The 21839-nt window shown below is 44.8% G+C and carries 18 protein-coding genes; 15 read left to right on the top strand and 3 right to left on the bottom strand.

Annotated features, from left to right (window positions below; genetic code table 11):
• Positions 1 to 68: 68 nt before the first annotated feature.
• Entirely contained in the window at positions 69 to 2108 is a 2040-nt protein-coding gene (locus ITG09_13075) for an EAL domain-containing protein (GenBank protein ID UPR51621.1), read from the bottom strand.
• Between the two features lie 216 nt (positions 2109 to 2324).
• On the opposite strand from ITG09_13075, the gene ITG09_13070 reads away from it, so the two are divergent.
• The 12 genes from ITG09_13070 to deoD all read left to right on the top strand — a co-directional run bounded on the left by ITG09_13070 (position 2325) and on the right by deoD (position 13664).
• Positions 2325 to 2894: an SCP2 domain-containing protein gene (locus tag ITG09_13070; protein UPR51620.1), complete on the top strand. Its 570-nt coding sequence runs from the start codon at positions 2325 to 2327 to the stop codon at positions 2892 to 2894.
• A complete protein-coding gene (locus ITG09_13065) occupies positions 2878 to 3381 on the top strand; it encodes an N-acetyltransferase (protein UPR51619.1) in 504 nt (167 codons plus the stop codon). The genes ITG09_13070 and ITG09_13065 overlap by 17 nt, the downstream gene beginning before the upstream one ends.
• A 198-nt stretch (positions 3382 to 3579) precedes the next feature.
• Positions 3580 to 3978, top strand: a complete 399-nt coding sequence (locus ITG09_13060) for a DNA polymerase III subunit psi (GenBank protein UPR51618.1) — start codon at positions 3580 to 3582, stop codon at positions 3976 to 3978.
• On the top strand, positions 3971 to 4426 hold the full coding sequence (gene rimI / locus ITG09_13055) for a ribosomal protein S18-alanine N-acetyltransferase (protein UPR51617.1): 456 nt from the start codon (positions 3971 to 3973) through the stop codon (positions 4424 to 4426). Before ITG09_13060 ends, rimI begins: the two co-directional genes overlap by 8 nt.
• A 173-nt stretch (positions 4427 to 4599) precedes the next feature.
• Positions 4600 to 6180: a peptide chain release factor 3 gene (gene prfC / locus ITG09_13050; protein UPR51616.1), complete on the top strand. Its 1581-nt coding sequence runs from the start codon at positions 4600 to 4602 to the stop codon at positions 6178 to 6180.
• Positions 6181 to 6285: 105 nt separating this feature from the next.
• The gene (locus tag ITG09_13045; GenBank protein UPR51615.1) at positions 6286 to 6441 is read left to right on the top strand and encodes a DUF5363 family protein; all 156 of its coding nucleotides are present in this window, start codon (positions 6286 to 6288) and stop codon (positions 6439 to 6441) included.
• On the top strand, positions 6422 to 7234 hold the full coding sequence (locus ITG09_13040; GenBank protein ID UPR51614.1) for a TatD family hydrolase: 813 nt from the start codon (positions 6422 to 6424) through the stop codon (positions 7232 to 7234). The genes ITG09_13045 and ITG09_13040 overlap by 20 nt, the downstream gene beginning before the upstream one ends.
• 204 nt (positions 7235 to 7438) lie before the next feature.
• Positions 7439 to 8701, top strand: coding sequence for a NupC/NupG family nucleoside CNT transporter (locus ITG09_13035; protein UPR51613.1), 1263 nt, complete (start codon positions 7439 to 7441; stop codon positions 8699 to 8701).
• A gap of 522 nt (positions 8702 to 9223) precedes the next feature.
• A complete protein-coding gene (deoC, locus tag ITG09_13030; protein ID UPR51612.1) occupies positions 9224 to 10000 on the top strand; it encodes a deoxyribose-phosphate aldolase in 777 nt (258 codons plus the stop codon).
• Positions 10001 to 10254: 254 nt separating this feature from the next.
• Entirely contained in the window at positions 10255 to 11583 is a 1329-nt protein-coding gene (gene deoA / locus ITG09_13025; protein ID UPR51611.1) for a thymidine phosphorylase, read from the top strand.
• A gap of 76 nt (positions 11584 to 11659) precedes the next feature.
• On the top strand, positions 11660 to 12880 hold the full coding sequence (locus ITG09_13020; protein ID UPR51610.1) for a phosphopentomutase: 1221 nt from the start codon (positions 11660 to 11662) through the stop codon (positions 12878 to 12880).
• Positions 12881 to 12944: 64 nt separating this feature from the next.
• Positions 12945 to 13664, top strand: a complete 720-nt coding sequence (deoD, locus tag ITG09_13015) for a purine-nucleoside phosphorylase (protein UPR51609.1) — start codon at positions 12945 to 12947, stop codon at positions 13662 to 13664.
• A 97-nt stretch (positions 13665 to 13761) separates the two neighbouring features.
• Here deoD and ITG09_13010 read toward each other — a convergent pair whose 3' ends face one another.
• Positions 13762 to 14373, bottom strand: a complete 612-nt coding sequence (locus ITG09_13010) for a YtjB family periplasmic protein (protein ID UPR51608.1) — start codon at positions 14371 to 14373, stop codon at positions 13762 to 13764.
• A 109-nt stretch (positions 14374 to 14482) separates the two neighbouring features.
• Between ITG09_13010 and serB the strand changes: the two genes are divergently transcribed.
• Positions 14483 to 15463 (top strand): phosphoserine phosphatase, encoded by a 981-nt coding sequence (gene serB / locus ITG09_13005; GenBank protein ID UPR51607.1) that lies wholly within the window; start codon positions 14483 to 14485, stop codon positions 15461 to 15463.
• A gap of 108 nt (positions 15464 to 15571) precedes the next feature.
• On the opposite strand, the gene ITG09_13000 is transcribed toward serB, so the two are convergent.
• Complete coding sequence (locus ITG09_13000; protein ID UPR51606.1) at positions 15572 to 17917, bottom strand: PilZ domain-containing protein; 2346 nt, start codon at positions 17915 to 17917, stop codon at positions 15572 to 15574.
• A 161-nt stretch (positions 17918 to 18078) separates the two neighbouring features.
• Between ITG09_13000 and radA the strand changes: the two genes are divergently transcribed.
• A complete protein-coding gene (radA, locus tag ITG09_12995; protein UPR51605.1) occupies positions 18079 to 19461 on the top strand; it encodes a DNA repair protein RadA in 1383 nt (460 codons plus the stop codon).
• A 234-nt stretch (positions 19462 to 19695) separates the two neighbouring features.
• Complete coding sequence (locus ITG09_12990) at positions 19696 to 21783, top strand: elongation factor G (protein ID UPR51604.1); 2088 nt, start codon at positions 19696 to 19698, stop codon at positions 21781 to 21783.
• Positions 21784 to 21839: the final 56 nt, after the last annotated feature.

Genomic DNA, 21839 nt, shown 5'->3' with positions numbered 1-21839 from the left:
GGTACTGACGAGTAGTAGTTTTATGTGTTGGTTTAGCTTTCGGAGGATGACGTATTCGAATCTTCTAATTAGTTCTTATGACGGCGGTTTTGTGCGAACAGCTCTTCGACGTCTTGTTTTGGTTGAGGACGATAGAAGTGGAAACCTTGAATGGAGCTACAGTTGAGATTCGATAGCAGAGTCGCTTGCTCACTGGTTTCGACACCTTCTGCAACCACGGTTAAATCGAGAGACTTGCCAAGGTTAATGATGTTTTCAATCACAGTGATTTGCTTTGGTAGCGTATCGATATCAGAGATAAACGCACGGTCAATCTTAAGTTCATCAATAGGGAAGCGAGCTAAGTAAGACAGCGATGAATAGCCTGTACCAAAGTCATCGATGGACAAGGCGAATCCTAATCTCTTGATAGCGTTTAGCATTTGTAGCGTGTGTTCGCTGTCACTCATCACTGCACTTTCTGTCAGCTCAAAAGTAATCGCGCTTGGGTCAAGTTCTGTTGAACGGAGTAGCTTTTCAACGTAATCAATCAGCTTTGGGTTACCAAACTGCTCTGGAGACAAGTTGATCGCCACTCGACCAGGCAGGATACCTTGCATCTTCCAACGCTTAACCGTCGCAAATACTTCACGCATTACCACACGACCAAGCTGTTCGATAAGACCTGCACGTTCCGCAACTGGGATGAATGCAGCAGGGCTGATGTAGCCTTCAACTGGGTGCTTCCAACGAACCAGAGCTTCTGCGCCGTTGATGGTGAAATCACGGGCATTCACTTTCGGCTGATACCAAACCTCGAGTCCATTTTGTTGCAGTGCTTTTTGCAGTTCTATCTCAAGCCACAGTCGCATACGCGCTTCTTTGTTCATCTGTTCGTTGAACTTGATCAAGCGGTTGCGACCACGATCTTTGGCTTCATACATTGCTGTGTCAGCATTTTGCAGCAAGATACGAGCATCAGTTCCATCTTGAGGAAAGCTCACGCTACCAATCGAGCAGGCCAAGCGCTTGCTAAAGTGGTGAAGATCAAAGGGTTGATTGATCAGGGAAATGATCTTTTCAGCGAGTATTTCAGGTGTTCGCTGATGTTCAGGTTCTGGCAGGATAATACCAAACTCATCACCGCCTAAATGCCCAATCACGGCCTTACGAGGCAGCAAGCGTTTAAGACGCGAAGCGACCTCTTTAATCACCTTGTCACCGATGTGATGACCCAGTGAGTCATTGATATTCTTAAAGTTATCAATGTCTAAGTAGAGCATCACCACCGGCGTATCGTTGTGAATGAACTGCTCAAGACGCTTAGTAAAGCCAACTCGGTTGTAGAGCTTAGTCAGTGCATCGATATAAGCATCTTCACTGTTTGCCGGTGTATATTGTTTTGCGGTTTCTTGTGCGTCTTGGATAAGCACCAGCTGAGTGTTGCTTCCAAGAACGGTGGTGGAGTCGATGTTGAGCTGAACCTTACGTTCAAAGCCGCATCGGGCACCCGTTAAGCAAACCAAACCAGACTCAGAAATAATAGAGCTGAGGTTATTATTGAAGACTGTTTTGGTTTGTTCATCGATAAATAGGCGTCCCAACTCTTCACCAATTAACTCTGTGGTTGAGTTAAAGCCAAGCAAGCGCGCCGCTGCTGGGTTGGATGACAAGATGTAGTCACTTTCAACGAGCAGTAATCCATCTGGAAGTAGTTGAGATAGTTTGTGGAATTTGGCTTCGGATTCTTCTAAAGAACGGACAAGTACTTGGTTTTCTGAAGTGTCGAAGGCGTGAAAGACGATGTAGTCGGTTTTGTTGCCATTGGTAAGCGGAGATAGGCTGAAATGAAGGCTGGTATCGAGGTCAGTTTCGTTGAGTGTGACTTCGGCCTCAATCGTTTCGCCACTGAATGCACGCTCATAGTAAGGCTTAAGATGTTGGTAGAATTGTTCGCCCAATGTTTGGCGGTCATTCATGCCAGCAAGCTCTGTTTGACTCAAACCAGCAATATCGCAGTAACGCTCATTTACCATAAAATAGTTATGTTGAGCATCAAGTACTGCAAAAAAGAACGGACTATTTGCAGTTAGCTGGGTAAACCAATGTTGTAGTTGCTGGGGAGGCATCAAAGTACTACCAATTCTCCAAGAGCTTGAATATTCACTATCGATAAATATTTATTACTTTTTGTGTGGCTATCGATATTTACCTGTGAGTGCAGCGATCCGCTGTAATTCTCATTACCTGAGTTACTATAACTGTGATTTTCAGGATATTAAAGGTCGAGTATCAAACAGAAGTTAATTTGATACATAACAGTAACTGAGATCTCAACATCATCTATGATGCATTCCATATTATTGACAAAGTTACGGATAAGTCACGTGATAAACAAGATTCGCACTCAACTAGTTCAAAATGCCGCATCAATTTTGCGATCTCCAGTCCAGTTATTGCCTAGAACAGTACAAAAAAGAGCCTTGTTGGAGGCGCTTAAGAATGTCTTTAAGGAAGCTTTAGAGGACGGTGACTTTGAGTTTTTAGAAGACAAATGGCTGAAAGTCTCAATAAAAGATATGGGGTTAAGTTGGTGTATTAGCTACAAAAATGAGCAACTGGTTGTAGCTGACAAAGAGGTGGCTGAAGATGTAAGCTTTAGCGGCAATCTTAACGATCTTGTGTTGATAGCGGGGCGTAAAGAAGACCCAGATACGCTTTTCTTCCAACGTAGACTGTCTATTGAAGGCGATACCGAGCTCGGTTTAGAAGTCAAAAACTTGATGGATAGCGTAGATTTGGACTTATTGCCGACTCCTATGAAAACTTTGTTAAATCAATTAGCTGATTTTGTGCAGAAGGGAGTACAATCCCCAGATACACAAAGTGAGGTAATGAATGCTTATTCGAACTGAAGCACCGGCAGATATACTTGTCATTGATCGTTTATTGAAATCTGTTTTTGAAACCGATGCAGAAGCTAACTTGGTTATGAGCTTGCGTGAGAATAGCCATTTAACACTATCGCTGGTGGCTTGTTCTGATGAAGGCGAGGTGGTTGGCCACCTGATGTTTAGCCCTATCACTCTTGATGGCGACGATCATAACTGGCAAGGGCTTGCGCCTCTCGCTGTGAAAGAAGAGTTCCGAAACCAAGGCATTGCCAAATCTTTAGTTGAAGATGCGTTTTCCACTTTGGTTGATTTTGGTTACCCAGCTTGCGTTGTACTTGGTGATCCTGCTTATTACTGCCGCTTTGGTTTCAAGGCAGCGAGCGAGTTTGGTCTGAGTTGTGTTTGGGATGTACCTGAAGGTGCTTTCCAAGCGATTGAGTTGGTAGACGGTGCGTTTGCTGGACATACTGGTGAGATTGCTTACAGCCCAGAGTTCAACGACTTATAAGCTGATTTATCACGCAATAAGATACAAACTGATTTAGTCTAAATAAAGGAGCTTGATGCTCCTTTATTTTTTGTTAGTATCAGCCCAGTTCTAATAAGCTCTCTTTCAATAGAGGCAGCTTTCACCAAACTAGTTCTAACAAACTTCTGGTTTCAATAAACTTTGGCTCCAATAAACTTAAGGTTACTACCGCTAGATATGTCACAAACACACGCGCAATACCTACAAGAGATGGGGATTAGCCAATGGGAGCTAAGTCACCCAGAGCGTTTAGCAGGTTATGAATCTGAGTTAACTCCGCTCTCTAACGATTGCAAGTTACTGTTGGTTTCGCCTGAAAAACCTCAGGAAGATCTCGCCGTGATGTTTGAGCGAGTACTCAAAAGTATCAAGCTCGACTTGTCTCAGGCTTTACACCTTCAACCACAACACTTGTCTACTGTGGATTTAGGTTCGGTTGAGTGGGTATGGTTTGCGGGTTGTGAGTCCGTCCAAGAACTGAAAGCTAAAACATTACAGTCACCATTACTGTCTGACATTAATGGTAATAACCAACACCGCCGCGACTTATGGCAACAAATTTGTGCTTATGACTAATCAATTACTACCAACTTCAGAACAACACCTCGACGCTATTTGGCAGATAGAACAGACCGCTCATTCTCATCCTTGGTCTGAAAACATGATCCGTGATCTTAATAGCCGTGGAGGTAGCCACCGTGTTCTAGAGGTGGGTGGAGAAGTTGTAGGCTATTTCTATGCTCAGAACATTGTCGGTGAAGTGACTTTGCTGACGATAGCGGTTGACCCTAAGCAGCAAGGTAAAGGCTACGGCAAAGCTTTGGTTGAGCACTTTCTTGATATGTGTGAACAGGCTGACGCTGAAAGTGCTTGGCTGGAAGTTCGCGAAAGTAATGTGAATGCGTTTAATCTTTACGAGAAGGTTGGCTTTAATGAAGTCGACCGTCGTCGTAACTATTACCCAACCAAGCAAGGCAACGAAGATGCGATCATTATGAGCTATCTTTTCATGTCCTTTAGCTAATCATATTATGTCTTTTAGCTAACCCTAAATAGCTAACCACAGAATCAGCGATAAATAGGGTGTAAACTGACCCTTTAGAAAGTGACACGCTTTCTGTATAATCCTCACACAGAATTCAAGGGCAAGTATTATCTACTTGCCCTTTTTACGCTTTAGATCAGCAAAGGGCGACTATGTCTTTCCAACAAGAAGTGAGCAAACGTAGAACGTTTGCAATTATCTCTCACCCGGATGCGGGTAAAACCACGATTACTGAAAAAGTTCTTTTATTCGGAAACGCGATTCAAAAAGCGGGTACCGTAAAAGGCCGTGGCTCTAACCAGCACGCTAAATCTGACTGGATGGAGATGGAAAAAGAACGTGGTATCTCGGTAACTACGTCTGTAATGCAATTCCCATACAACGATTGCCTAGTAAACCTACTCGATACTCCAGGACACGAAGATTTCTCGGAAGATACGTACCGTACGCTAACAGCAGTTGACTCTTGTTTGATGGTTATCGATGCTGCAAAAGGTGTCGAGGATCGTACTCGTAAACTGATGGAAGTAACGCGTCTACGTGATACACCAATCGTAACGTTTATGAACAAACTTGACCGTGATGTTCGTGACCCAATGGAAGTGCTAGACGAAGTGGAAAGCGAGCTAGGTATGGCTTGTGCTCCAATCTCTTGGCCTATCGGTTGTGGTAAAGAGTTTAAAGGCGTTTACCACATTCACCGTGATGAAACGATCTTGTATGAATCTGGCCACGGCCATGAGATCCAAGAAGTTCGCATCATCAAAGGTCTAGATAACCCTGAACTAGACGAAGCTGTTGGCGAAGATCTGGCGAGCAGCGTTCGTGAAGAGCTTGAATTGGTTATCGGCGCATGTCCTGAGTTTGATCACGAGCTGTTCCTTGCTGGCGAGTTGACTCCGGTTTACTTCGGTACTGCATTGGGTAACTTCGGTGTTGACCACATGCTTGATGGCCTAACTCGATGGGCTCCTGCACCTCAAACGCGTCAAGCGAATGAGCGTGATGTTGAAGCTACTGAAGAAAAGTTCTCTGGTTTCGTTTTTAAGATCCAAGCAAACATGGATCCAAAACACCGTGACCGTATTGCATTCATGCGTATCGTATCGGGTACTTACGACCAAGGTATGAAGATGAACCATGTTCGTACTGGTAAGAACGTGAGCATCTCAGATGCGGTAACATTCATGGCGGGTGACCGTGCGCGTGCTGAAAAAGCATACGCTGGTGACATCATTGGTCTGCATAACCACGGCACAATCCAGATTGGCGATACCTTTACTCAAGGCGAAAGCTTGAAGTTCGCGGGTATTCCAAATTTCGCGCCTGAGCTATTCCGTCGTATTCGTCTGCGTGATCCACTGAAGCAGAAGCAACTTCTAAAAGGCTTGGTTCAGCTTTCTGAAGAGGGAGCGGTTCAAGTATTCCGTCCTTTGCAAAATAACGATCTGATCGTTGGTGCAGTTGGTGTACTTCAGTTTGATGTGGTTGTAGCGCGCTTGAAAGCGGAATACAACGTTGAAGCGATTTACGAAGGTGTGAACGTTGCAACAGCACGTTGGGTTGAATGTGATGACGCTAAGAAACTAGAAGAATTCAAACGTAAGAGCCAAGCTAACCTAGCGTTAGATGGTGGTGATAACCTGTCTTACATTGCACCAACTATGGTGAACTTGAACCTAGCTTCTGAACGTTTTCCTGAAGTTCAATTCCGAGCGACGCGCGAGCACTAATTTCTCCGCGATCTATTCGAGTTTAAAAGAAACGTCTATTGTTCTGCAATAGGCGTTTTTTAATACGTTTTATTTAAGGTTTAAAGGCTGAGGTTAGAGGCAGTGATGTTGGGTTGGATAAAAGCTTGGATTGAGAAATACGATAAGTGGTGTGAGGAGCTTGGTTTAACACCTGAGAACAAGCGTAGTTGCGTGGCTTATCGTCGTGAACCTCAAGGACAACAAACAGAGAGTGGGGAATATGACACAGCAAATAAGTGACTTTCCGCTGTTTGATACTCATTGCCATGCGGATTTTGAGGCGTTTGAGCAAGGCTTTACATGTGATCAAAGTATTGATGATTACCTAAAAGAAGCGAAACAAGCCCAAGTTGAGAAGCTGCTGATTCCTTCTATTGGTAAAAGTAACTGGAAAAAACTCGACAAAATCACTCAATCGCACCCCAATATTTACTATGCATTAGGCTTCCATCCTTACTTTTTAGAGCTGGCCAATGACGAACAATTTTCGGAACTTCGCCAATTACTCTCTTCAAAAAACAGCCAATGTGTTGCGATAGGTGAGTGCGGGCTCGACTTTTTTGTGGACGTTGAACGAGAGAAACAAGAGCGCTTTTTCATCCAACAAATGGAGCTTGCGAAGGAGTTTGATCTGCCTTTAATCATCCATGAGAGGAAGTCTTATAACCGACTTATTGAGTTGTTAAAGCAACACAAGTTTACCTTTGGAGGGGTGATTCACGGTTTTTCTGGGAGTGAACAGCAAGCTTTGGCGTGGATCAAGCTCGGTTTCTATATTGGCGTCGGTGGAACGATAACTTACCCAAGAGCGCAAAAAACACGCACAACCATCACAAAATTGCCTCTTGAATGCTTGGTATTGGAGACAGATGCTCCGGACATGCCCATGTATGGAAACCAAGGAAATGTTAATCATTCCAAACATTTAGTTACGATCTTAAATGAACTTTTTTTGCTTAGAAAAGAGCCAAAGCAATCGATTGCAGCGCAAATTTGGCAAAATAGCCATCGCGCATTCGGTATATGTGAATAAAATCGAAGGTTTTTGTTTATCGTTTGCGTAAATTGCACTGAGCTTGTGATTTGGCTCACATTTGCGTGTGAATGGTACATGAATCTTCTACAAAAGTGTGAGGACGGCATTACTTTATTAGTGGTCGCATGAGTATAATTGCCCCCGCTTTATAGCCCCATTTTGTAACACGCCAATAAATAACTAATAAGGAAGTCATAAACTATGAGCCTGTTTATGAGCCTAGTCGGAATGGTTGCACTGATCGCAATCGCAGTACTACTATCTGACAACCGCAAAGCTATTAATCTAAGAACAGTGGGTGGCGCTTTCGCTATCCAATTCGCACTTGGTGCATTCGTACTTTACATCCCTTGGGGTCGTGATCTACTTGCAGGTTTCTCTGCTGGTGTAGCAAACGTGATCGACTACGGTAAAGACGGTACTGGTTTCCTATTCGGCAGCCTAGTTAACTTCTCAGTTGACGGTATCGGTTTCATCTTTGCTTTCCAAGTACTACCAACTCTGATTTTCTTCTCTGCACTTATCTCTGTACTTTACTACATTGGTGTTATGCAAATTGTAATCAAAGTTCTTGGTGGTGGTCTTCAGAAAGCTCTAGGTACTTCTCGCGCCGAGTCTATGTCTGCAGCAGCAAACATCTTCGTTGGTCAAACTGAAGCACCTCTAGTTGTTCGTCCATTTGTTCCTAAAATGACTAACTCTGAACTATTCGCAGTAATGTGTGGTGGTTTGGCTTCTGTAGCTGGTGGTGTACTAGCAGGTTACGCATCTATGGGTGTACCTCTAGAGTACCTAGTTGCAGCGTCATTCATGGCAGCACCTGGTGGTCTACTATTCGCTAAAATCATCAAGCCTGAAACAGATACGCCAGACGACAACATCGCTGACGAAATGGACGGTGGCGATGACAAACCAGCTAACGTTATCGACGCAGCAGCAGGTGGCGCATCAGTTGGTCTACAACTAGCACTTAACGTTGGTGCAATGCTACTAGCATTCATCGGTCTAATTGCTCTAATCAACGGTATCCTAGGTGGCATCGGTGGTTGGTTCGGTATGGAAAACCTAACTCTAGAACTTCTTCTAGGTTGGATCTTCGCACCGCTAGCATTCATCATTGGTGTTCCATGGGAAGAAGCAACTATCGCTGGTTCTTTCATTGGTCAGAAGACAGTTGTTAACGAATTCGTTGCATACCTAAACTTCGTACCATACGTTGGTGAAAACGCTCAAGTTGTTGCAGCAACTGGTCAAGTTATGTCTGAGAAGACTCAAGCTATCATCGCATTCGCACTATGTGGTTTCGCAAACCTTTCTTCAATTGCGATTCTTCTAGGTGGTCTAGGTGGTATTGCACCAAGCCGTCGCCATGACATCGCACGTATGGGTGTTAAAGCGGTAATTGCTGGTACTCTATCTAACCTGATGGCAGCAACAATTGCTGGCTTCTTCCTGTCTTTCTAATTAGTTAGAAATCGATATATAGACGCCATAATAATATCGCCCCGTAGCAAGAAATTGCTGCGGGGCTTTTTTGTTTTTAGGCCTAGTGATTCTTTGGCATGAGCATAAGCATCAGCTTGAAGTCGACAATGGGTCTAGAATGTTTTTTTGAGATACAAACCGTTTGCGTTCTAAGGAGCACTACAATTTATTGATGGATACCTATAATGTATAAGCTAAAGGGATAGGATGTCTCTGTTGGCAAGAAAGTAACCTCGAAATCAACTCGAACGTTATTCTTCTGGGATTAAGCCAAAATTAGCGATACGCTATAGATGTTAGACACAACATGACTGATTTGTTGTGCCATAGACCAAACTGGTACTGTGCGGTGACAAGGATTGCAATTGGTAGCGAAAGTTATCAAGTCTTCAGGGAACCAAGTCCGTTCATTTGTGGCTACTGAGCATTACTAAAATATCCATCTATACTGGATGGAGGGCGAAGTAGTTAACTATTTGAATATATTGATCGGAGATAGAAATGAGCGATTTAAAAGCAGCAGCTCTACGTGCACTTAAACTTATGGACCTAACTACGCTAAATGACGACGACACTACTGAAAAAGTAGTGGCGCTTTGTCATGACGCGAAGACTGCAGTAGGCAATACCGCTGCAATCTGTATTTACCCTCGCTTTATCCCAGCCGCTAAGAAAGCGTTGCGTGAGCAAGGTACTCCAGAAGTACGCATTGCGACTGTAACTAACTTCCCTCATGGTAATGACGACATCGAAATTGCTGTTGCAGAAACAAAAGCAGCAGTAGCGTACGGCGCAGACGAAGTTGACGTAGTATTCCCATACCGTGCTCTTATTGCTGGCAACGAAGAAGTTGGCTTTGAGCTAGTTAAACAGTGTAAAGCAGCTTGTGGTGACATCACGCTTAAAGTGATCATCGAAACAGGTGAACTGAAAGAAGAAGCGCTGATCAAGAAAGCTTCTCAAATCTGTATCGAAGCCGGTGCAGACTTCATCAAAACTTCAACAGGTAAAGTGCCAGTAAACGCGACTCCAGAGTACGCGCGCATGATGCTAGAAGTTATTCGTGACATGGGCGTTGCTAAAACAGTTGGTTTCAAACCTGCTGGTGGCGTACGTACTGCGCAAGATGCAGCACTATACCTAGCAATGGCTGATGAGCTACTAGGCGCTGAGTGGGCAGACAACATGCACTACCGTTTTGGCGCTTCAAGCCTACTAACTAACCTTCTTAATACATTAGAAGTGACAGACCAAACTGCTGATCCAGCAGCATACTAATTTACTCGTCATATTTGACGCCGCAGCGTTGTTGACTGCGTAAGTTCACCGGTTCGCCGGCCGTCCTAATCACATAGAGCCTCTATGCTCATAGGAATGAACTTCGATTTTCTTTCAAGAGAATAGTCGCCTAGCTGCAACGCTAAATATTTAGAGTATTGAAAATAACAAGTCTGTTTGATGGAGTGGCGTTAAGTCACTCCACATTACCTCTTTCCCTACAAACCATACTCACTAGAGTTTGGGAGGCACTAATGTATCTACCTCAAGAAATTATTCGCAGAAAACGTGATAACGAAGTACTGACCACAGAAGAAATTAACTTCTTCATCCAAGGTGTCGCTAAAAACACGGTTTCTGAAGGCCAAATTGCTGCATTCGCAATGGCTATCTTTTTTAATGAAATGACGATGCCAGAACGTATCGCACTAACATGTGCAATGCGTGATTCAGGCATGGTGATTGATTGGAGCCACATGAACTTTGATGGCCCAATCGTTGATAAACACTCTACTGGAGGTGTTGGCGACGTAACTTCTCTGATGCTTGGCCCTATGGTGGCAGCATGTGGCGGTTTCGTTCCAATGATCTCTGGTCGTGGTTTAGGCCACACTGGCGGTACGCTAGACAAGCTCGAATCTATCCCTGGTTACAACATTACACCTACCAACGATGTGTTCGGTGCAGTAACCAAAGACGCTGGCGTGGCGATCATCGGCCAAACGGGTGATCTAGCACCTGCTGACAAGCGTGTTTATGCGACTCGTGATATCACAGCAACAGTCGACAACATCTCACTGATCACCGCTTCAATCCTATCTAAGAAACTGGCTGCTGGCCTTGATTCTCTAGTGATGGATGTAAAAGTAGGTTCAGGCGCATTCATGCCGACTTACGAAGCGTCAGAAGAGCTAGCGAAATCGATCGTTGCAGTAGCAAACGGTGCAGGTACTAAGACAACAGCAATCCTAACGGACATGAACCAAGTTCTGGCTTCTTCAGCGGGTAACGCAGTTGAAGTCCGTGAAGCGGTTCAATTCTTAACAGGCGAATACCGTAACCCACGCTTATTAGAGATCACTCTAGCATCGTGTGCTGAAATGTTGGTGTTGGGTAACCTAGCTAAAGATTCAGACGAAGCGCGTGAAAAACTGATGGCAGTACTGGATAACGGTAAAGCAGCAGAGTGCTTCGGTAAAATGGTAGCGGGCCTTGGTGGCCCAGCAGATTTCGTAACGAACTACGATAACTACCTAGAAAAAGCAGACATTATTAAACCAGTGTACGCACTTGAAAGCGGTGTAGTATCAGCGATGGATACGCGTGCCATTGGTATGGCTGTAGTTGGTATGGGCGGTGGTCGCCGCGTAGCAACAGACAACATTGATTACGCAGTCGGTTTTGATAGCTTCATTCGCCTTGGCGAAGTAACAAGCGACGATAAACCATTAGCAATGATTCATGCTCGCAATGAACAACAGTGGCAAGAAGCTGCGACGGCATTACAAAATGCAATCACTGTGGGCGGAGAATATACAGCAACGCCAGATGTTTACCGTCAGATTCGTTCTGAAGACGTGTAAATAACAGGTATCGGTATACCTCGTGTATACCGATAAACAGAGTTCTGGTGCAAAGAGCAATAAGTTGGTGAAGAAAATGAAAAGAGCATTTATTTTAGTTTTAGATTCATTCGGTATCGGTGAAACAGCGGATGCTGACACATTCGGCGATGTAGGTTCGGATACAATGGGTCACATTGCTGACCATTGTGATCAAGGCCTTGCAGATAACGCGGATCGTAAAGGTCCACTAACGCTGCCAAACCTGTCTAAGCTAGGTTTAGCGATGGCTCACAAAGAGTCTACAGGTCGTTTTGCTCCTGGTATGGATGCAGACGCTGAGATAATTGGCGCTTACGGTCACGCTGCTGAACTGTCTTCTGGTAAAGACACGCCATCAGGTCACTGGGAAATCGCAGGTGTACCGGTATTGTTTGACTGGGGCTACTTCACTGACAAAGAGAACAGCTTTCCAAAAGAACTGACAGATCGCATCCTTGAGCGTGCTGGTCTATCTGACTTCTTAGGTAACTGCCACTCATCGGGTACAGAAATCCTAGATAACCTAGGTGAAGAACACATGAAGACTGGCCTGCCAATCTTCTACACTTCTGCAGATTCTGTTTTTCAGATCGCATGTCATGAAGAGACATTCGGCCTACAAAACCTATTAGACCTTTGTCAGATTGCTCGTGAAGAGCTAGCTGACTACAACATTGGTCGTGTTATCGCTCGTCCGTTTATTGGCGCAGGTAAAGGTCAATTCGAACGTACTGGTAACCGTCGTGACCTTTCTGTTGAGCCACCAGCGGCGACGGTACTTCAGAAACTGGTTGATGAGAAGGGCGGCAACGTTCACTCAATCGGTAAGATCTCTGATATCTACGCAGGTTGTGGTATCACTCAGAAAACCAAAGCAACAGGTATTCCAGCGCTATTTGAAGCAACTAAAGAAGCGATCACTGAAGCGGGCGACAACACTATCGTGTTCACTAACTTCGTTGATTTCGACTCAGCATACGGCCACCGTCGTGATGTTGCAGGTTACGCAGCTGCGCTTGAGTACTTTGATGGCCGCATCAATGAAATCATCGATATGATGAAAGAAGATGACGTGCTTATCCTAACTGCAGACCACGGCTGTGACCCAACATGGCCGGGTTCAGACCATACTCGTGAACATATCCCTGTGATTGTTTACGGTAACAAGGTTCCAGCTGGCTCTCTAGGCCGTCGTGATACCTTCGCTGATATCGGTCAAAGCTTAGCGTCATACTTTGGCACATCGCCAATGGGATACGGTACAAGCTTTCTGTAATGGTTAACTAAGAGAGAGGGAAACCTCTCTCTTTTCTTTTGTTTTGAGACTAAGGATATTTTCAATGGCTACTCCACATATTAATGCTGAAATGGGTGATTTCGCTGACGTAGTTCTAATGCCAGGCGATCCGCTACGTGCTAAATACATTGCTGAAACCTTCTTAGAAGAAGTAGTTCAGGTGTGTGATGTTCGTAATATGTTTGGTTACACGGGTACTTACAAAGGTCGTAAGGTTTCGGTAATGGGGCACGGTATGGGCATCCCATCTTGTTCTATTTACGCGACTGAGCTGATCAAAGACTTTGGTGTGAAAAAGATCATTCGTGTCGGTAGTTGTGGTGCAGTAAGCGAAGATATCAAAGTGCGTGATGTGGTTATTGGCATGGGCGCATGTACCGACTCAAAAGTGAACCGCATTCGCTTTAAAGGTCATGACTTCGCGGCTATCGCAGATTACAAAATGGTGCGCGCGGCAGAAGATGCAGCTAAAGCTCGCGGTGTGGATGTTAAAGTCGGCAACCTTTTCTCTGCTGAACTGTTCTACACGCCAGATCCTGAAATGTTCGAAGTTATGGACAAATACGGCATCGTCGGCGTTGAGATGGAAGCGGCAGGTATCTACGGCGTTTGTGCAGAATACGGCGCAAAAGCTCTGACGATTTGTACTGTTTCGGATCACATCAAAACCGGTGAGCAAACCACATCAGATGAACGTCAAACGACCTTCAACGACATGATGGTGATTGCACTGGATTCTGTGCTTCTTGGTGACCAAGAATAATTGTTCTTCACTGTAGCTTGATAAAGTAACAGATAACAAAAAGCCCCGACGCTGCCTGAGCGTCGGGGCTTTTTATTGGATCTTTTGAACTGAGTCGTTATGAGTTTACGTTTTTCAACAGTAAGTTCTCGCCTGACTTAGTTGGTCTTCTACGAATCAACATAATGAACAACACACCACTGACGAAGCCCATCAAAACCATACCAATCATATAGCGATCACTTTTGCGGTAGTGGTGATCAGAAATCGCCGTCATCTTTCCGGTTTCAAAAGTCACTCGAATAAAGCCGATGATCGTCTTCTCTGGTGAATAAATAGGTTCAACTAATTGTTGTCTGCCGATACTTGCTGTTGAAAGTGGCGTATCTAAGCCAAGAACCTCACGTACCGAGAGGGCTTTTTCGCTCGAAGCCAGTCGAATACCCTCTGCGTCATAGATGGTGGTATCGAACACCAATCGGTCTTGGGATAGCTGGTTAGTGAGATCAAGCAATCGCTCTTGGTCTTGTTGCGTGATCATCTTGCTGGCTGAAAGTGATGCCTGAGAGATAAGCAGCTTAGTAAGAGTTTCCAACTGTTTTGCTTGGATCTTCTCGTTACCTTTACTGATCACGACCGTATTTTTAATCGTTACAACGAACATGGTAGCCAACAAAATGAGGGCTAGCATTCGTAAAGCGTTACGTATTGAGAACAATGATTCATTCATGTTTCACGAAGCCTGAAATAAACAAATGTTATGATTAAGACATATTGAGACTTGCGTTTTCAAATTGCAATAGGTTAACGTTTAGCATAGTTAATTAGGAATCATACACATGGACGCTCAGAAATATCTGCCGATTAAAAGGCATACGACATTATTAACTCGACTCCCCGAGACTCGTTTCGCTTCTCAACTCGCTAAGACCAAAGCCAACTGGATTGTATTTGGCGAGTACCTATCTCCACAATATTTTGATGACATCGACTTTTTCACTGGCACTTACAACACCATTCTCGATACATGGAAGGTTGGGCATTATGAAGTGGCTTTGATGTCAGGCAATTTAACGCCTGCCCACGAAGAAATCCTACAAGCATTGAAGCTTGATTATGCTTGCCTTAGCGAGGTCCCAGACTTATCTAAGCCAGGTTTGATTGTGATGGATATGGACTCCACAGCGATTCAAATTGAATGTATTGATGAGATCGCTAAGTTAGCTGGAGTGGGGGAATTAGTCTCTGAAATTACAGAGCGCGCAATGCAAGGTGAGCTCGATTTTGAACAGAGCCTTCGCCAGAGGGTTGGAGCACTTAAAGGTGCTGATGAAGCGATTCTTGAGCAAGTGCGTCAATCTCTGCCATTCATGCCAGACCTTGTTGAACTTGTTAATACGCTCAATAAACTTGGCTGGAAAACTGCTATCGCATCCGGTGGCTTTACTTACTTCTCAGACTACCTGAAAGATACCCTTGATCTTGACCATGCTCAGTCGAACACGCTTGAGATCGTCAATGGTAAGTTGACGGGGGAAGTCTTAGGAGATGTTGTTTCGGCGCAGACCAAAGCGGATATCTTGGTAGAGTTGGCTGAAGAGTACGAATTGGAACTGCATAACACGGTTGCTGTGGGTGATGGTGCTAACGACTTGGTTATGATGGGCTCTGCGGGTTTAGGGATTGCTTACCATGCAAAACCCAAGGTAGAGCAGCAAGCTCAAACCGCAGTGCGTTACGCAGGTTTAGGTGGTGTGCTGTGTATCTTGTCTGGCGTATTAGCAAAGCAACAAAAAATCAGTTGGCAAGCGAAACCTTAGTCATATTCGTTAAGCGCTAAACAAGAGCGCGTTTACAACGGACACAAAAAAGCAGGCGATGAGCCTGCTTTTTCTATTTTTATGCTTAAGTTAAGACATCATTCGAAGCTAGCGAGTCAGTTCTAATCGAATCAACACTTCATCAGTAATGTCTTCGATTTCACCATAGCCGATAAAAGCGGTGATCTCATTCTCTAGCTTCTTCGCTTGGTGCATGCTAATTCGTGCCAGTGCTTCTAAATCCGATTGGAACAAGGTGGTCAATGGATTAAAGATTGGCGCGGTTGTAACACGCAGCACATACACATCACCTAAGTGCTGCGCCTTCTTAATGAATAAGATGCGTTCTTTTGCCGAAGCAAAATCTTTCACGAGCTTGGTATGCACCGATTGGATCTTGTCACCAAACTTTACCGCAGCAATATAGACGTCATGATGTTTAGGCTCTGCGCCTTCGATTCTTTTCATTGGCTCAGCCAGTAATGAGCTAGTGTGACCCTTAAATATTGGCTCTAGTGAGAACTTTTGGTTGTGTCCAAGCTTAGCCAGTAACGTTAGGTGCTTATTCAGTGGGAAATTAACACCAATGATCTTACAGCGCAGCGTTGAGCTTGGCTTATCAATGAAGATCGGGTTACTGACCATCTTGCTTAGCAATATATTGTGCAATGATTCTAGCAACGAGTTCGTTGGCAGTATCTCTTGCTTCTTAATCAGTTTGCTTTGATTTTGGTCGATAAGCCCCTTAAGGAAAGCGATGGTACGCATTGTCTTGGTATTCTCGGCAATAACCAATTGCACGTTACGGCCATTCGGGCTCACTCGAATTACATGGTAAGGCACCGTGCTCAGTGGCAGGTTCTTGTCATAGAGCTGCAGTTCATTGAAGTTCACTAATACCGGATCATTAATCTTGAGTGCCATCGGGTGTTCAAGGCTAATGCTCAGTCCACGCTTCGAGATATCTAAGGTGTGTCCGTTCGCCGCTGCGCCATCTTGTGATGTCAGTTGCAACGGTGACTTAAATTGGTATCTCGGCTCTTTACGACGAGTCTGAGAATCAAAGTAGATGCTTTGAATATTGCCAACGACAGTACGCGGGTGACGGAAGCGGTTCAATTCACTGCTTGGAATGCGTGGCTTTTCACTCAAAAGATAGTCAGCTGCACTTTCGTGATCGCCGATCTCTTGCAAAATTCCGCAATGCGTCAGTTGAGCTGAGCTTTGAGCGAGCGTATCCGAGTGTTTAGCTAATGCTTGTCGCTCGGTGTCTGAAAGTTCGAAAACCGAGAACTTGAACGCCTTCCAACTTTTACGTTTACCACCGATGTGCCAGAACAGTTGTCTTTGTTCACGAGAGGCTTCAGGTAGCATCATTGAATAGAACAAGGTCTTGCTTTGGTGTTCATGGGTAAAAGAGTAGATAACGTTACTGGTTCCCTTCACTCCTGGTTTCGCCAGCAGGTTCATACGTTGCTCGTTGAACAGGGTGCCCAGCGCTTGTTGATTACGCTCGTCGTGCCAGTATTGCCATAACGGGTGGTTGTTATCCGTCAGTAGGGCAAGCTTGAGTTCGCTACCGCTGAAGAACAAAGGCAGGTTACAGGTATGTTTTAGGTAGGTGTGTTCGATGCCTCGTGTACGAGTTCTAATGATCCTATCTTGGTTCTCATGGCTGGTTTTCTTACTGGTGCTATTTAAAGACTCATCAAGCAAACGAGCCACAATATTATTGTCGCTAACCTTGATGGTTCTTAGAAATTTGACCGCATTGTTCTCGTATGATTCATCGATACCCAGAACACGAAATTCAACCGCTTGGTTAACATCGTTTTCTTGGGACTTTTCGATAAGCTCTGAGAACTTAACGCTGATGATTTCGCCGAGGTTGTATCGAAAGGCGCTCGGCACCTTGAACTTTGCACCCGACGGGGAGATATCAACCGTTACACCATGTAGGCTTTGCCCTTTCGATGTGGTGATCTCAACCTGTGAGCTAATCTTGAGTCTGTTCTCTTGACGTTTTAAGTCGTAACCTAGGTTAATAGCTTCCGCTTCATACGGGCTATTGGCGCTAGTAATATCGTGGTTACCTTGAGAAGACGTTTTAACAACGCTCAGAGGCTGAGTTCGCGGAGTCATGACTAACTCCCATGCGCCTTCTGTGTAGCCCTTAAACTTTTTAGTACCACGTTGGTATGCGTTTAACGCGATGTCATCGAGCCAGTGCTTACGGCCGTCTAACGTGAACTGACGACATTCATTATCAATGCGCCCACGTAAATCAATGCTCTTTGTACACGGAGCCATGATACGATTCAGTTCCATTTTAACCAGCAGTTTTAGAGACGGAGATTCGCCTTCTGTCATTTGAGAAAGAAGGAATTCGAAATCTTCGGCGTGGTAGGCCGGGATAAGACGTTCTGCTACAGATAGAATTTCAGATTGCTGCATACTTTTCTTGTTAGAATGGACGGTGCATTTATGTTATCGACTAGTTTAAATCGATCTTTAAGTATAAGTGGTATGACTGCAACGTTTATTTTCACCCGTACGGTCAAATAAGTCACAAATTGACAACATCATTGTGTAACTGAGTAAATTATTGAGGTTTTATGGCTAAGGCAAAACGAGCTTATGTGTGTAATGACTGTGGTGCTGACTTTCCACGTTGGCAGGGGCAGTGCAACGCATGTGGTGCTTGGAACACGATTACAGAAGTTAGACTAGCGGCTTCACCTCAAGTTGCGCGTAATGAACGACTCAGTGGTGGTTATGCGGGGGGCACAACAGAATCTTCGGTTCAAACCCTCTCAGAGATTGATCTACAAGAAGTCCCTCGTTTTAGTAGCGGCTTCAAAGAGCTCGACCGCGTACTCGGCGGCGGCGTCGTTCCTGGCGCTGCGATTCTGATCGGTGGTAATCCCGGTGCAGGTAAATCAACCCTGTTACTGCAGACCATGTGTCAGCTTTCTTCGCAATTACCGACTCTCTATGTCACTGGGGAAGAATCCTTACAGCAGGTAGCGATGCGAGCGTCTCGATTGGGCTTACCAAAAGAGCACTTAAAAATGCTCTCTGAAACCAACGTCGATAAAATCTGTCAGGTCGCTGAAAAAGAGCAGCCTAAGATCATGGTTATCGACTCGATCCAAGTTATGCATGTCGCTGATGTTCAGTCATCGCCAGGCAGTGTTGCTCAAGTTCGTGAGTCAGCAACGGCATTAACGCGCTATGCGAAACAAAACAACGTTGCTGTGTTCTTAGTGGGACACGTAACTAAAGACGGTACTCTGGCTGGCCCCAAGGTACTTGAACACATTATTGACTGTTCCGTGCTGTTAGATGGCGGAACCGATAGCCGCTTTAGAACGCTACGTAGCCACAAAAACCGTTTTGGTGCGGTTAATGAGTTGGGTGTGTTTGCAATGACAGGCCAAGGCCTGAAAGAAGTCAGCAATCCATCAGCTATTTTCTTGTCTCGCGGTGAAGAAGAAACCTCAGGCAGTTCCGTGATGGTGGTTTGGGAAGGGACGCGTCCACTTCTTGTTGAAATCCAAGCGCTGGTGGACTATTCGCAGCTGGCAAACCCACGTCGTGTCGCTGTCGGCCTAGAGCAAAACAGGCTTTCGTTGTTATTAGCGGTGCTGCATAAACACGGCGGCTTACAAATGGCTGACCAAGATGTGTTTGTGAATGTCGTCGGTGGTGTTAAAGTAACCGAAACCAGTGCTGATCTTGCGTTGGTGATGGCTCTACTTTCAAGTTTCAGAGATCGCGCATTGCCAAAAGATGTGGTGGTATTTGGAGAAGTAGGCCTAGCGGGTGAGATTCGACCGGTACCGAGTGGGCAAGAGCGTCTAAATGAGGCATTTAAACACGGCTTTAAGAAAGCGATTGTACCGGCAGCAAACATGCCTAAAGGTGGCATTCCTGGAATGCAGATCCACGGCGTGAAAAAATTATCGGAAGCAATTAATGCTTTTGATGAGTTGTAATTGAGCTCACTTCAGCTACTCTATACAGCAGAAATTCAGTCTAACTTGAGCATGATATTCGCCCTAAGTTAGCACTAAACTAAACAGTCACTTAGATTGTTTCCATAGATTGCCTTTTTCTATATGTTAGAAAAAGGCAAAGTTTTTTAGTCCCAAATGCATGCAAAGCTATCAGTCTTCACAGATTGTGATATACTCTGCGCGCATTTTATATCCTATTAACAGAGTAAGACAATGGCAGATTTATCGAAATACAGAAACATTGGTATTTTCGCGCACGTTGATGCGGGTAAAACAACTACCACTGAGCGTATCCTTAAGCTAACTGGTCAAATCCACAAGACTGGTGAAGTACATGATGGCGAATCAACGACTGACTTCATGGAACAGGAAGCTGAGCGCGGTATTACTATCCAATCAGCAGCTGTAAGCTGTTTTTGGAACGATCACCGTCTAAACGTTATCGATACTCCTGGACACGTTGACTTCACAGTTGAAGTATACCGTTCTCTTAAAGTTCTTGATGGCGGTATCGGTGTATTCTGTGGTTCTGGTGGTGTTGAACCTCAATCAGAAACTAACTGGCGCTACGCTAACGAATCAGAAGTATCTCGTCTGATCTTCGTTAACAAACTAGACCGTATGGGTGCAGATTTCTACAACGTTGTTGACCAAGTTAAAAACGTTCTAGGTGCTACTCCTCTAGTTATGGTTCTACCAATCGGTCGTGAAGACGAATTCGTTGGTGTTGTAGACCTACTAAGCCGTAAAGCATACGTTTGGGATGACACTGGTCTTCCTGAAAACTACGAAATCACTGACGTTCCTGCGGACATGGTTGATGACGTTGAGCAATACCGTGAAGAGCTAATCGAAACTGCTGTAGAGCAAGACGATGACCTAATGGAAGCTTACATGGAAGGTGAAGAGCCTTCTATCGAAGACATCAAGCGTTGTATCCGTAAAGGTACTCGTGATATCGCATTCTTCCCAACGTTCTGTGGTTCTGCGTTCAAGAACAAAGGTATGCAACTTATCCTTGATGCTGTAGTAGATTACCTACCAGCACCAACTGAAGTTGATCCTCAGCCTCTAATGGATGAGAACGGCGAAGAAACTGGCGAACACGCTATCGTTTCTACAGATGAAACATTCAAAGCGCTTGCATTCAAAATCATGGATGACCGCTTCGGTGCTCTAACTTTCGTTCGTATTTACTCTGGTAAACTGAACAAAGGTGACACGATTCTTAACTCATTCACTGGCAAAACAGAACGTGTTGGCCGTATGGTTGAGATGCAAGCTGATGACCGTAACGAACTAACTAGCGCACAAGCTGGTGACATCATTGCGATCGTTGGTATGAAGAACGTGCAAACTGGTCACACTCTATGTGATCCTAAAGATCAAGTAACGCTTGAGCCAATGGTATTCCCAACTCCAGTAATCTCAATCGCTGTATCTCCAAAAGATAAAGGCGGTTCTGAGAAAATGGGTATCGCGATCGGTAAAATGGTTGCAGAAGATCCATCTTTCCAAGTTGAGACTGACGAAGAGACTGGCGAAACTATCCTGAAAGGTATGGGTGAACTTCACCTAGACATCAAGGTAGATATCCTTAAGCGTACATACGGCGTTGACCTAACTGTAGGTGCTCCTCAAGTTGCTTACCGTGAAACTATCACTCAAGCAATTGAAGATAGCTACACGCACAAGAAGCAATCTGGTGGTTCTGGTCAATTCGGTAAGATCGATTACCGTATCAAACCAGGCGAAGCAGGTTCTGGCTTCAAGTTCAACTCTGTAGTTGTGGGCGGTAACGTTCCTAAAGAATTCTGGCCTGCAGTTGAGAAAGGCTTCGCATCTATGATGGAAAACGGCGTACTAGCTGGCTTCCCAACTCTAGACGTTGAAGTTGAACTGTTCGATGGTGGCTTCCACGCAGTCGATTCATCTGCTATCGCATTTGAAATCGCAGCGAAAGGCGCATTCCGTCAATCTATGCCTAAAGCTGGCGCGCAACTTCTTGAGCCAATCATGAACGTTGACGTGTTCACTCCAGACGATCACGTTGGTGATGTTATCGGTGACCTTAACCGTCGTCGTGGCATGATCAAAGATCAACAAGCTGGCGTTACTGGTGTTCGTATTAAAGCTGACGTACCTCTTTCTGAGATGTTCGGCTACATCGGTCACCTACGTACTATCACTTCTGGTCGTGGCCAATTCTCTATGGAATTCGCACAATACGCACCATGTCCAACTAACGTTGCTGACGAAGTGATTGCAAAAGTTAAAGCAGAAAAAGAAGCTGGTAAGTAATTAGCCCTTTTCTCAATTAGCTAAAAAAGCCCCGCAAGTGAAAGCTTGCGGGGCTT

This window comes from Vibrio cyclitrophicus, from assembly GCA_023206055.1.
Taxonomy (GTDB): Bacteria; Pseudomonadota; Gammaproteobacteria; order Enterobacterales; family Vibrionaceae; genus Vibrio; species Vibrio cyclitrophicus_A.
Note: the sequence above shows the minus strand (reverse complement) of the source record. Positions and strands in the feature narration are given on the sequence as shown.